This window comes from Actinoplanes sp. OR16, from assembly GCF_004001265.1.
Classification (GTDB): domain Bacteria; phylum Actinomycetota; class Actinomycetes; order Mycobacteriales; family Micromonosporaceae; genus Actinoplanes.
This window is the reverse complement of the sequence record NZ_AP019371.1, coordinates 3,525,270-3,537,560: the sequence shown is the minus strand read 5'-3', so window position 1 is coordinate 3,537,560 and position 12,291 is coordinate 3,525,270. Positions and strand designations below refer to the sequence as shown.

The 12,291-nt window shown below is 71.4% G+C and carries 11 protein-coding genes; 1 reads left to right on the top strand and 10 read right to left on the bottom strand.

The genetic code is table 11. The features are described 5' to 3' along the window. Positions 1-8: 8 nt before the first annotated feature. The 7 genes from era to EP757_RS16390 form a co-directional block, all read right to left on the bottom strand. Positions 9-929: a GTPase Era gene (era, locus tag EP757_RS16420; protein WP_127554272.1), complete on the bottom strand. Its 921-nt coding sequence runs from the start codon at positions 927-929 to the stop codon at positions 9-11. 671 nt (positions 930-1,600) lie between these two features. Continuing rightward, a complete protein-coding gene (locus EP757_RS16415; RefSeq protein WP_127547019.1) occupies positions 1,601-1,984 on the bottom strand; it encodes a cytidine deaminase in 384 nt (127 codons plus the stop codon). After that, positions 1,977-3,347: a hemolysin family protein gene (locus EP757_RS16410; protein WP_127547018.1), complete on the bottom strand. Its 1,371-nt coding sequence runs from the start codon at positions 3,345-3,347 to the stop codon at positions 1,977-1,979. Before EP757_RS16410 ends, EP757_RS16415 begins: the two co-directional genes overlap by 8 nt. A 1-nt stretch (position 3,348) precedes the next feature. Next, positions 3,349-3,819, bottom strand: coding sequence for an rRNA maturation RNase YbeY (ybeY, locus tag EP757_RS16405; RefSeq protein WP_127547016.1), 471 nt, complete (start codon positions 3,817-3,819; stop codon positions 3,349-3,351). Between the two features lie 24 nt (positions 3,820-3,843). Further along, on the bottom strand, positions 3,844-4,920 hold the full coding sequence (locus EP757_RS16400; protein WP_127547014.1) for a PhoH family protein: 1,077 nt from the start codon (positions 4,918-4,920) through the stop codon (positions 3,844-3,846). 130 nt (positions 4,921-5,050) lie between these two features. Then, the gene (locus tag EP757_RS16395) at positions 5,051-6,427 is read right to left on the bottom strand and encodes a serine hydrolase (protein ID WP_127547012.1); all 1,377 of its coding nucleotides are present in this window, start codon (positions 6,425-6,427) and stop codon (positions 5,051-5,053) included. Further along, entirely contained in the window at positions 6,424-6,771 is a 348-nt protein-coding gene (locus EP757_RS16390; RefSeq protein WP_127547010.1) for an HIT domain-containing protein, read from the bottom strand. The genes EP757_RS16395 and EP757_RS16390 overlap by 4 nt, the downstream gene beginning before the upstream one ends. A 63-nt stretch (positions 6,772-6,834) precedes the next feature. On the opposite strand from EP757_RS16390, the gene EP757_RS16385 reads away from it, so the two are divergent. Continuing rightward, positions 6,835-9,231, top strand: a complete 2,397-nt coding sequence (locus tag EP757_RS16385; RefSeq protein ID WP_127547008.1) for a beta-glucosidase — start codon at positions 6,835-6,837, stop codon at positions 9,229-9,231. Here the strand turns inward: EP757_RS16385 and EP757_RS16380 are convergent. The 3 genes from EP757_RS16380 to hrcA form a co-directional block, all read right to left on the bottom strand. Beyond that, positions 9,199-9,927, bottom strand: a complete 729-nt coding sequence (locus EP757_RS16380; RefSeq protein ID WP_127547006.1) for a 16S rRNA (uracil(1498)-N(3))-methyltransferase — start codon at positions 9,925-9,927, stop codon at positions 9,199-9,201. The two genes, EP757_RS16385 and EP757_RS16380, sit on opposite strands and share 33 nt — an antisense overlap. Positions 9,928-10,067: 140 nt before the next feature. Next, entirely contained in the window at positions 10,068-11,204 is a 1,137-nt protein-coding gene (gene dnaJ, locus EP757_RS16375; protein WP_127547004.1) for a molecular chaperone DnaJ, read from the bottom strand. Between the two features lie 34 nt (positions 11,205-11,238). Further along, positions 11,239-12,261 carry a heat-inducible transcriptional repressor HrcA gene (gene hrcA / locus EP757_RS16370; RefSeq protein WP_127547002.1) on the bottom strand — a complete coding sequence of 341 codons (1,023 nt, stop codon included), beginning with the start codon at positions 12,259-12,261 and terminating at the stop codon, positions 11,239-11,241. Between the last annotated feature and the right edge of the window lie 30 nt (positions 12,262-12,291).

The following is a 12,291-nucleotide window of genomic DNA, read 5'->3' as shown; positions in this document are numbered from 1 at the left end:
CTATCGATTCAAAAGCCCAGCTTACGAAGCTGCTTCGGATCCCGCTGCCACTCCTTCGCGACCCGCACGTGAAGATCGAGATAAACCTTCGTACCCAGAAGCTCCTCGATATGCACGCGCGCCTGGGAACCGACCTGTTTGAGTCGTTCGCCCCGGGTTCCGATCACGATCGACTTCTGGCTGGGGCGTTCGACGTACAGATCCGCGTAGATCTTGGTGGTCTTGCCCTCGACCTGCATCTCTTCGACCATCACCGCGATCGAGTGCGGCAGCTCGTCGCGCACACCCTCCAGCGCCGCCTCGCGGATCAACTCGGCGATCAGCACCTGCTCCGGCTCGTCGGTGAGCACGTCGTCCGGGTAGAGCTGCGGGGACTCCGGCAGGTGCTTGACGATCACGTCGGTGAGCGCCTCGACCTGGTGACCGGAAACGGCACTGACCGGAATGATCTCCGCGAAGTCGTACAGCTGGGCGACGGCGAGCAGCCGCTCCGCCAGAACCTGCGGGCTGACCAGGTCGACCTTCGTGACCACCGCGATCACCGTGGCCTTCAGCTCGGTCATCTCCGAGGAGATGAACCGGTCGCCGCGCCCCACCGGCTCGTCCGCCGGGAAGCAGATTCCGATCACGTCGACCTCGCTCCACGTCTCGCGCACGAGGTCGTTGAGCCGCTCGCCGAGCAGCGTGCGCGGCCGGTGCAGACCGGGCGTGTCGACCAGCACGAGCTGCGAGTCCTCCCGATGCAGGATGCCGCGGATGACGTGCCGCGTGGTCTGCGGCTTGTTCGACGTGATCGCGATCTTCTGACCGACGATTGCATTCGTCAGCGTCGATTTGCCGGCGTTGGGCCGACCGACGAAGCACGCAAAACCGGCACGATAGACCCCGTCCTCGCGCTTGTCGGGACGCGCGGCCTTGTGGCGGTGCACTCTCTGCGAGGACCCATTCCCGGTACGCCGGCCCTCAAGCTCTTGCGACCGCTCCTCGGCAACAGCCGGCCGCGACCGCCCCACGCCCGGCTCGGCGCCCCGGCGGGTGCGGGCTCCCCCCGATCCGCCAGAGGTGGAAGGCCGCCCACCGCGCCCGCCCTGAGCCGTGTTCTGCTCCTCGCGCTTGGCGCGCTGGCGCTCCTGGCGGCGCTCGGCGTTGCGCTCCCCCGGGGTGAGCCGGCGCTGATCGGCCGGCGGCGCGGCCCGATCCGGCTGGGCATTTTCGGACTTGCGCAGTTTCGAGTGCCGTAGCTTCTTCGGCGCGGTCCCGAGCTGTTCCTGCGCCGCCGCCTTGCCCGGCTGCCGCTGCGCCGCCTTCCGGGGCTGCCACTGCGCCGCGGCCTTCCCGGGCTCGCCCTGTGCGGTCAGCCTCTTGGGACGGTCCTGGGCCACGGCCTTCACGGGCTCTCCCTGGGCCGTCAGCCGCTGGGGACGGTCCTGGGCCGCGGCCTTCACGGGCTCTCCCTGGGCCGTCAGCCTCTTGGGACGATCCTGAGCCGCACCCCTGACGGGCTCCCCCTGTGTCGTCAACCGCCTGGGCCGCTCCTGCGCCGCGCCTTTGCCGGGCTGGCGCCGTGCCGCCGATTTGCCCGGCTTGCCCCGCTCCGCCGTCACTGGACGACCGTGCCGAGCAGGACGGCGTCGGTGCCGGCCACGTGGATCGGTGCGGAGGCGGCCAGGTCACGCACGGCGGCGTGGCCTGAACCGTCCAGCTCCAGCGCCTCGGTGACCACCGCTGCCGCTTCGAGCTTCGTCGCTCCGGAGGCGGCTGCCTGGGCCACGGCCAACTGCAGTGCCGTCACGGTGAGGCTGGGCAGCGCCACCGACGCCGCCGCGTAGGTGCGGCCGTCCTGGTCGCGGACCGCCGCGCCCTCGGCCGCGCTGGACCGGGCGCGCGAGCTGCGGGCCAGAGTGACCAGTTTGGCGTCCTCGGCACTCAGCGGGGTGCCGTCGGTGCCCGGAACGGGCACGGCGGCGAAGGTCTGCTCAGGCATCTGCGGGTTGTCTTTCCTCTGTTTCGGTGACGTTCTCGTCGTTTCTGCCGGTCCCCGCTTCAGGCTCGGACCGGCGCACCAGCACCGAGTCGATCCGGTTCCGGCGCCCGGCGGTGCCCTCGGCGACCAGGTGCAGACCACCCACGTCGACGGCCGCGCCCGGGATCGGCACCCGGCCCAGCGTCTGCGCGAGCAGGCCGCCGACCGTCTCCACCTCATCGGTGGGCAGCTCGACTCCGAACACGTCGCCCACGTCCTCGATCGGAACCTTGGCGGCCACCCGGACCGCGCCGTCCTCGAGGTGCTCGATGGGCGGGCGCTCGACGTCGTACTCGTCGGTGATCTCGCCGACGATCTCCTCGAGGATGTCCTCGATGGTGACCAGGCCGGCGGTGCCACCGTACTCGTCGACCACGATCGCCAGGTGGGTGCGGGCCGACTGCATCTCGGAGAGCAGGTCGTCGACCGGTTTCGACTCGGGGACGAACGTCGCCGGGCGCATCGCGTCGGCCACCGCCTGCGCCGCGGCAGCCGGGTCGCCGTCCTGCGTGCGGCGGACCACGTCTTTCAGATAGAGCACGCCGAGCACGTCGTCGACGCTCTCGCCGATCACCGGGATCCGAGAGAACCCGGACCGCAGGAAGAGGAAGAGCGCCTGCTGCAGCGACTTCGGCGCCTCGATCCACACCATCTCGGTCCGCGGCACCATGACCTCGCGGGCGATGGTGTCGCCGAGCGCGAACACCGAGTGGATCATCTCGCGCTCGCCGTGCTCCACGACACCGCGCTGCTCGGCCAGGTCGACCAGTTCCCGCAGCTCCACCTGGCTGCCGAACGGGCCCTCCGGGAAACCCTTACCCGGGGTGACCGCGTTACCGATCAGGATCAGCAGTTGGGCGAGCGGGTTGAGCACCTTGCCGAGCCAGCGGACCAGCGGAGCGGTGGCCTGGCCCACGGCGTAGGCGTGCTGCCGCCCGACGGTCCGCGGGGCGACCCCGATCACCACGAAGCTGACCAGCGTCATCGTGCCGGCCGCGACCAGCGCCGCCTGCCAGCCGACGCCCCAGGTGTCCACCGCCACGAGCGCCACCAGCGTCGTCGCGGTCAGCTCGCAGAGCAGGCGTAGCAGCAGCAGCAGATTCACGTATCGCACGACGTCGCCGGCCACGGTGGCCAGCGCGTGCGCTCCCCGCTTCCCCTCCCGCGCCAGCTCACCGGCGCGGGCCTGGCTCACCGTCGCCAGCGCCGCGTCGGTCATCGACGCGAGACCGGCGAGCAGGACCAGGCCCACCGCGAAAATGATCAGTTGCAGGTCGGGCAGGCCCGCCGACGCGGACGCTGCCAGCAGAGAGGGGGGCTCCATGTCAGCCGGCCTTGCGTGTCGCGCGCCAGCTCTGCAGGAGCTTGTTCTGGAGGGCGAACATCTCGCGCTCCTCGTCCGGCTCGGCGTGGTCGTAGCCGAGCAGGTGCAGGACGCCGTGCACGGTGAGCAGGTGCAGCTCGTCGGCGGCCGAGTGACCGGCGACGGCCGCCTGTTTCGCGGCCACCTCCGGCGCCAGCACGATGTCGCCGAGCAGCGCCGGCTCACCGACCCCGGACTCGCCGGGACCGTGGTCGACGCTGCCCTCGTCCATCGGGAAGGCGAGCACGTCGGTCGGGCCGTCGCTGCCCATCCAGCGGTGGTTCAGCTCGGCCATGTAGTCGATGTCGACGAGCAGGATCGACAGCTCGGCGAGCGGGTTGACCCCCATCTCGTCCAGGGCGTGCCGGGCAACCGCGAGGATCGCGTCGGTGTCGACCTCGACTCCCGACTCGTTGGCGATCTCGATGGACATAGTGGTGCGATTACCCCTTGTGAATCAGCGCCGTCGGCTGGGCCGGCCACCGCTGGCGGCCCGCCCCGGCACGGCGTGGACGGATTGTGCTGCCTGCTGTTCCTGATCGGCGTCGAACCGCGCGTAGGCGTCGACGATCTCGGCGACCAGGCGGTGACGGACCACGTCGGAGCTGGACAGCTCCGCGAAGTGCACGTCCTCCACGTCGCGCAGGATCTCCCGCACGATCCGCAGGCCGCTGGTGGTGCCGCCCGGCAGGTCGACCTGGGTGACGTCACCGGTCACCACGATCTTCGAGCCGAAGCCGAGCCGGGTCAGGAACATCTTCATCTGCTCGGGCGTGGTGTTCTGCGCCTCGTCGAGAATGATGAACGCGTTGTTGAGGGTCCGGCCCCGCATGTAGGCGAGCGGCGCGACCTCGATCGTGCCGGCCGCCATGAGCCGCGGGATGGACTCCGGGTCGAGCATGTCGTGCAGCGCGTCGTAGAGCGGACGCAGGTAAGGATCGATCTTCTCGGTCAGCGTGCCCGGCAGGAAGCCGAGCCGCTCACCGGCCTCGACCGCCGGCCGGGTCAGGATGATCCGGCTGATCTCCTTGGCCTGCAGCGCCTGCACCGCCTTCGCCATGGCGAGGTACGTCTTGCCGGTACCGGCGGGGCCGATCCCGAACACGATCGTGTTCTCGTCGATGGCGTCGACGTAACGCTTCTGGCCCAGCGTCTTCGGGCGGATCGTCCGCCCGCGCCGGGACAGGATGTTGAGGGTGAGAACCTCGGCGGGGCGCTCGGTGGTGTTCGCCTCGAGCATCGCCAGGGTGCGGCGGACGGCGTCCACGCTCAGCGTCTCGCCCTTCTCGATGAGCTCGACGAGCTCGGAGAAGAGGCGTTCGGCGATGGCGTTGTCAGCCGGCTCACCGGTGATCGTGATCTCGTTGCCGCGAACATGCACGTCACTGGCGAGAGACCGCTCGATGAGGCGGAGGATCTCGTCCTTGGCGCCGAGCAGGTTCACCATGATCTTCGGATCGTTCACCGAGATCTTGGACTGCGCCCGCACCGGGCTGGACGAGCCCGTGCTGGAAGGGTTCGGCGTTCCGGTCATAGGGCGGCCCTGCGGGCCTCCGCCACCTGCTCTCTAACTCTTCGCCGCCCGGTCGGGGGCGGCGTGCTCAAGGATCGTGCCATCCTATCCGCTCGCCCCCGTCCCCGCCGATGCCATTATCGCCGGTCCGCTATTCGTGGCCGTCCGACGCGCGACCTCCGTCGAACCCCTCCTGCCAGCGGGTGAACCGATACGTCGCCCAGTGCATCCGGGTCACCGCGCCGCTGTCGTCGCGGGTCAGGCGCAACTGCTCGCCCGCTTCCCGGCCGGAGATCGTCCGCAGCACGTCGGGCCGGTCCGGCAGCGGCGCGAACACCGCGGGCGGGCGGTCCGCCGGCGCCTCGGCGAGCCGGGCCTCGAGCCGGCCGTCGTGCCAGGCGAAGACGAACTCCGAGCCCTCGCTCCACCAGCGGCCGAGCACCGAGCGGTAGGCCTTCGGCGCGGGCGGCGCGATCCGCCACGGCTTGATCTCGGCGGGGTCCAGTTCGACGGCGAGCCGGAGCAGCTCGTGCACCAGCTCGTTGGTCTGTCCCGCGGTTCCCGACGAGCCGAGGACCGCGCAGCCCAGCGCGCCCGGGTTGCCCTCGCCGCCGCGCCGGCCGTAGACGCCCGCCAGGAATCCGGGCATCGCGCCGTCGTGGCCCACGTGGATGATCCGCCGGCCCTCCGGCACCAGGATCAGCCCGAGGCCGAAGCCGGCGCCCCAGAGCGTCTCGTCGGTGGTGGTGAGCGGCCAGCGCATCTCGTCGAGCGTGCCGGCCGCGAGCACCCGGCCGTCCGGGTCGATCAGCTCCGGGCCGGTCAGGAACGCGGCCCACTTCGCCATGTCCGAGGCGGTGCTCCAGAGCTGGGCGGCCGGCCCGACCCCTTCCAGGGCGACCGGCGGCTCCGGGCGGGCGGCGTCGGAGTACGCGTCGACCACGTAACCGACGGCGGCCTGCGGCGGTGCCTGCACCGTGGTGGCGTTCAGGCCGAGCGGCGTGAGGATGCGCTCCTGGAGGATCTGCTCCCAGGTGCCGCCGCGGACCTTCGCGACGAGCTGGCCGAGGACGGCGAGACCGAGGTTCGAGTAGTGGAAGCGGCGGGCGTTCGGCAGGACCCGCTCGGCCCGGTCCAGCTCGTCGAGGAGTCGCGCGGCGTCCGGGGTGATCAGGGTGTCCCAGACGTCGCCGTACGGCTCGCGCTGGAAACCGGCGGTGTGCGAGAGCAGCCGGCGCAGGGTGGCGTCGCCGTGCGCGGGCAGGTCGAGGTACGCGCTGACCGGCTGGTCCAGGTCGATCAGGCCCTCGTCGCGGGCCTGCATGACGAGCACCGCGGTGAACGTCTTGGTGACCGAGCCGATCCGGAAGCGGGTGTCCGGGCCGAGCGGGTGGCCCGGGTTCCCGGACTCGCCGAGGGTGAAGACCCAGGGCTCGCGGTCGGCGCGGTGCAGCGCGACCGAGAGGGCCGGTATCCGGCCGTCGGCCTGGGCCCGGCGGGCGGCTCGCTCGTACCGGGCCGTCGTCATCGGGCGGCCAGCATCGGCCCGAGTGGCGCGCCGCCGACGACGTGCGCGTGCACGTGGAAGACCTCCTGGCCACCGTGCGGCCCGGTGTTGAAGATCAGCCGGAAGCCGCCGGTGAGCCCTTCCTGCTCGGCGACCGCCGCGGCGGCGGCCAGCACGTCGGCGGCGGCGGACGGGTCGGCGGCGAGGGAGAGCACGTCGGCGTGGTGCGCGACCGGGATCACCAGGACGTGCGTCGGCGCCTTCGGGTCGATGTCACGGAACGCGAGGGTCGTCTCGGTGCGGTGCACGACGGTCGCCGGGATCTCGCCCGCGACGATGCGGCAGAACAGGCAGGTGTTTTCCACCTGTCGGATCTTATGTGGTGAGGTGATCACCGGAACCTTGTCGCCGTCCGTGGGAGCGCTCTCATGAATGAAGTCCTGCAACAACTCACGCTCGAGGAGAAGGTCTCCCTGCTCACCGGGCAGGACTTCTGGTCGCTGCCGGCCATCCCCCGCATCGGCCTCGCGTCGCTGGTGATGTCCGACGGGCCGGTCGGCGTCCGCGGCACCGGCTACGCCCCGGACGACCCGTCGATCGCTCTGCCCAGCCCGACCGCGCTCGCCGCCACCTGGGACGTCGCCCTCGCCGCGCGGGCCGGGCGGCTGCTCGGCCAGGAGTCCCGGCGCAAGCGCGTGCACGTGCTGCTCGGCCCGACGGTGAACCTGCACCGCACGCCGCTCGGCGGCCGCCACTTCGAGTGCTACTCGGAGGATCCGCTGCTCACCGGGGAGATCGCGGCCGGGTTCGTGGCCGGGGTGCAGAGCCACGGCGTCGGGACCACGGTGAAGCACCTCGTCGGGAACGACTTCGAGACCGAGCGGATGACCGTCGACGTCGAGATCCCGGAGCGGGCGCTGCGGGAGATCTACCTCGCGCCGTTCGAGCGGGTCGTGGCGGCCGGCGGGTGGGGCGTGATGAGCGCCTACAACGGGGTCAACGGCGCGCCGATGGCCTCCAACGGGGAATTCCAGGACCGGATCCTCAAGCGCGAGTGGGGCTTCGACGGCGTGGTCGTCTCCGACTGGCGGGCCGCCCGGGACACCGTCGCCGCCGCGACCGGCGGCCTGGACATCGCGATGCCGGCCATGGACAACCCGTGGGGGCCGAAGCTGGTCGAGGCGGTCCGGGCCGGGAAGGTCGCCGAAGAACTGATCGACGACAAGGTCCTGCGGGTGCTGCGGCTGGCGGCCCGGACCGGCGCGCTCGACGGATTCCGCCTGCCCGACCCGCCGCTGGACGAGGACGGCGCCGCTGTCGCGCACGAGGTGGCGGCCCGTTCGTTCGTGCTGGCGGCGAACGACGGCGTTCTGCCGCTGACCGGGAACGACCTCACTCGGGTGGCGGTGATCGGCGCGCTGGCGACCGATGCCCGGGTGCTCGGCGGCGGCAGCGCTCAGGTCACCCCGCCGCACGTGATCTCGCCCCTGGACGGGTTGCGGGCGGCGCTGCCGGGGGTCGACGTGGCGTACGCCGTGGGCGCCGATCCCCGCCCGTTCCTGCCGGCCGCGTCGGGTCCGTCGTGGGGGTCGTTCGAGCTCGACCTGGACGGATACGACTTCACGGTCGCGACCGGCACCGTCCGCTGGATCGGCGATCTGCCGGGCGGCTGTGACGTCGCAACGGTGACGTCGATGACGCTGCGCACCACCATGAGTCCGGATGTCTCCGGTGAGCACCTGCTCGCGATCTCCGGGTTCGGGGCCTTCGAACTCACCGTCGGCGACCAGAAGCTCTATGAGGGTTCGCTGCACCCGCCCGGCACCGGCCGCGCCGACCTGCTGCTGCACCCGCGTGAGCAGCGCTTCCCGGTGACGCTGGAAGCCGGCGTGACGGTCCCGGTGGTGCTGCGGCAGACGTTCGAACCCGGCATGGCCCACTCGGTGGCGACCACGCTCGGTCACCGCCCGCCCGGCCCCGACGACGAGGGCCTGATCGTCGAGGCGGTCGAGCTCGCGGCCCGCTCCGACGTCGCCGTGGTCGTCGTCGGCACCACCGAGCAGGTCGAGTCGGAAGGCTTCGACCGCACCTCGCTGGCCCTCCCCGGCCGCCAGGACGAGCTCGTCTCCCGGGTCGCCGCCGCCAACCCGCGTACGGTCGTCGTCGTCAACGCCGGCTCGCCGGTCCTGCTGCCCTGGTCCGACGAGGCGGCCGCGGTGCTGCTCACCTGGTTCCCCGGTCAGGAGGCCGGCGCTGCCCTCGCCGACGTGCTGCTGGGCGTGGCCGAACCGGGCGGCCGGCTCCCGACCACCTGGCCGCGGCATGAAGAGGACTGCCCGGTCCTGGCGGTGCGGGTCGAGGGCGGCACGCTCGCCTACGACGAGGACATCTTCGTCGGTTATCGCGGGTGGTTGCGGTCCGGGGCGAGCCCGCTCTTCGCGTTCGGTCACGGTCTGGGTTACACCGATTGGTCGTACGGGCTACTGACGGTCACCGAGAGTGGTGTCGACGTGACCGTCACCAACACCGGCGAGCGGCCGGGACGAGAGGTCGTCCAGATCTACTTGAGCTCCGACGCCGGGACCGTGGAGAGGCCCGCGCGCTGGCTGGCCGGGTTCGCGTCGGTGAGCGCGGTCCCGGGCGAGACGGTCATGGTGCACGTGCCGCTGCCGGACCGCGCCTTCCAGGTGTGGGACGGCGGCTGGAAGACGATCCCGGGCAGCTACACGGTGACGGCCGCGCACGCGCTGGACGACCCCCGGCTGACCGCGACGATCAGCGTCGCGGGCTCTTCACCAGCGGCCGAGGCGGGACGAGAGGACTGACAGGGCCGCCACTCCGGCCGTCGAGGTACGGAGGACGGCGTCACCCAGCCTGACCGGGGTGGCATCGGGGAACGCCGCCAGTTCGGCGTCGCTGATGCCACCCTCGGGGCCCACGACCAGGACGATCTCGCCTGCGGACGGCAGCGGGACTCGGGTGAGGCGCTCGGTGGCCTCCTCGTGCAGCACGAACGCGGCGGCGGCCCCGGCCAGGCGGGCGGCGACCTGTTTCGTGGAGCAGTCCGGGTCGCCGGCCACCGTCGGCAGCCAGGGCCGGCGCGCCTGCTTGGCGGCTTCCCGGGCGGTGGCCGCCCACTTGTCGCGGGCCTTGTGGCCGCGGTCGCCCCGCCACTGCGCCACCGAACGGGACGCCGCCCACGGGACGATCTCGTCGACGCCGGTCTCGGTCATCGCCTGCACGGCCAGCTCGCCGCGGTCACCCTTCGCGATGCCCTGCACTACGACGAGCAGCGGGTCCGGCGCCGGCTGGAAGGCGCGCTCGCCGATCGTCATGTCGACGCTGCCCTTGGCGACGGCGGTGACCTGGGCCGTCGCGGTGCCGCCGCGGCCGTCCGCGAGGATCAGCGCCTCACCGGCCCGGAGACGCTGGACGGTGGCGGCGTGATGACCCTCCGGTCCGTCCAGCGTGTAGGTGGCCTCGGCGGGCAGGCTGTCGACGAGGAACAGGGGTGCGGACACCCGCTGAACGCTACAACGGGACTGAGAGGAGAGGGGCGCAACCCCTCACGCAGGCCGCCGGGCGCGGGAGCGCAGCGACTCCGCGCCTGGCCCTCGGCGTGAGCGGCGGTCCGCACCCCCCACCCCGCTGCGACATCTCTTTAATGCCCGTTGAAAGCGTCCCGCATCCGGGAGAAGAAGCCGCCCTGCTTGGAGAGCTCGGCCACGTCCTCGCCGCGGGTCTTGGCGAAGTCGCGGAGCATGCGCTCCTGGTCGGCGGTGAGTTTCGTCGGGGTCTTCACGTCGAGGTGGACGAAGAGGTCACCGCGGCCCTGACCGCGCAGATGGGGCACGCCCTTGGTGCGGATGCGGAGGGTGCTGGCGGGCTGGGTGCCGGCCTTGACCTCGATGTTCTCCTCGCCGTCGAGGGTCTTGATGGTCATCCGGGTGCCGAGCGCGGCCGCGGTCATCGGGAGCGTCACGCGGCAGTGCAGGTCGTCGCCCTTGCGGGAGTAGACGTCGTGCGGGCGCTCGTGGATCTCGACGTAGAGGTCGCCGGCCGTGCCGCCGCCGGGGCCGACCTCGCCCTGCTGCGCGAGACGGATGCGCATGCCGTCCTCGACGCCCGCCGGGATCTTGACGGTGAGGGAGCGCCGGGTCCTTATCCGGCCGTCGCCGGCGCAGGTCGGGCAGGGGGTCGGGATGACCGTGCCGTGGCCCTGGCAGTTGGCGCAGGGGCGGGACGAGACGACCTGGCCGAGGAAGGTGCGCTGCACCGACTGGACCTCGCCGCGGCCGGCGCAGACCTCACAGGTGGCGAGGTGCGTGCCGGGGGCGGTGCCGGCGCCGGAACACTGGGTGCAGAGGACCGCGGTGTCGACGGTGATCGGCGCCTCGACGCCGAACGCGGTCTCGACCAGGTCGAGTTCCAGGCGCAGGATCGCGTCGGCGCCGGGACGGGTGCGCGGGCGCGGGCCACGGGAGCCGCCGCCGGCCGCCGTGCCGAAGAACGCGTCCATGATGTCCTGGAAACCGACGAAAGGTCCGGCTCCGCCGGGCCCGGGCGCGCCGCCGCCACCGGGCGCGAGCGGGTCGCCGCCGAGGTCGACGATCTGACGCTTCTGGTCGTCCGAGAGAACCTCGTAGGCCGCGTTGATCTCTTTGAACTTCTCGTGCGCCTCGGGATCCGGGTTGACATCGGGGTGGTACTGCCGAGCCAGCTTGCGGTAGGCGCGCTTGATCTCGTCGTCGGTGGCTTCCCGGCTCACGCCGAGAATTCCGTAGTAGTCCTTGGCCACGGGGTTTGGAGTCCTCAATGTCTGCGCGAATCCGTCAATTCTGTGCCAACAGGTCGCCAACGTACCGTGCTACCGCACGGACAGTAGCGATGGTGCCCGGGTAATCCATGCGGGTGGGCCCGAGAACACCGAGCCCACCAACGATCGTCGCACCTGGTCCGTAACCGCTGCTCACCACGGATGCCGACCGCAGGTTGTCGATCTCGTTCTCGTCGCCGATCCGGACCCGGGTGGTGCTCGGTTCCAGGTCGCCGATCAGCTTGAGAAGGATGACCTCCTCCTCGAGGGCTTCGAGGACGGGCCGGAGGGTGCCCTGGAAGTCCAGCACACCACCGCGGGTCAAATTGGCAGTACCGGCCAGGGCGAGGCGCTCCTCACTGCGCTCGACCAGAGTCTCGAGCAGAACCGAGGCGAGACAGGCCATCGTCGGGCGCCGCTCGGGAGCCGACTCCTCGACGAGTTTCTGCACCAGGGGCGGGGTGTCCGCGAGCTTCTGACCGGCCAGTTTCTCGTTCACCCGGCGGCGCATCTCCCACACGTCGTCGGGCGGGATCGGGCCGGGCATCTCGACCAGCCGCTGCTCGACCCGGCCGGTGTCGGTGATCATCACGAGGGTGAGCCGGGTCGTGGAGATCGGGACGAGCTCGAGGTGGCGGACCGCGGAACGGGAGAGGCTGGGGTATTGCACGACAGCCACCTGGCGGGTCAGCTGCGCGAGCAGCCGGACCGTGCGGTGCACCACGTCGTCCAGGTCGACGACGCCGATCATGAAGCGCTCGATGGCACGTTTCTCGGCCGGGCTGAGCGGCTTGATCCGGGTGAGGCGGTCGACGAACAGCCGGTAACCCGCGTCGGTGGGCACCCGGCCGGCGCTGGTGTGCGGCTGCCGGATGTAGCCCTCCTCCTCCAGCACCGCCATGTCGTTGCGCACGGTGGCCGGGGAGACTCCCAGCTGGTGACGATCGACCAGGGCCTTGCTGCCGACCGGCTCACGGGTCTCGACGTAGTCCTGGACGATCGCCCTGAGCACCTCGAGCTTGCGGTCATCGAGACTCATATGACCCCTCCCCCTGTTGGCACTCCCGAA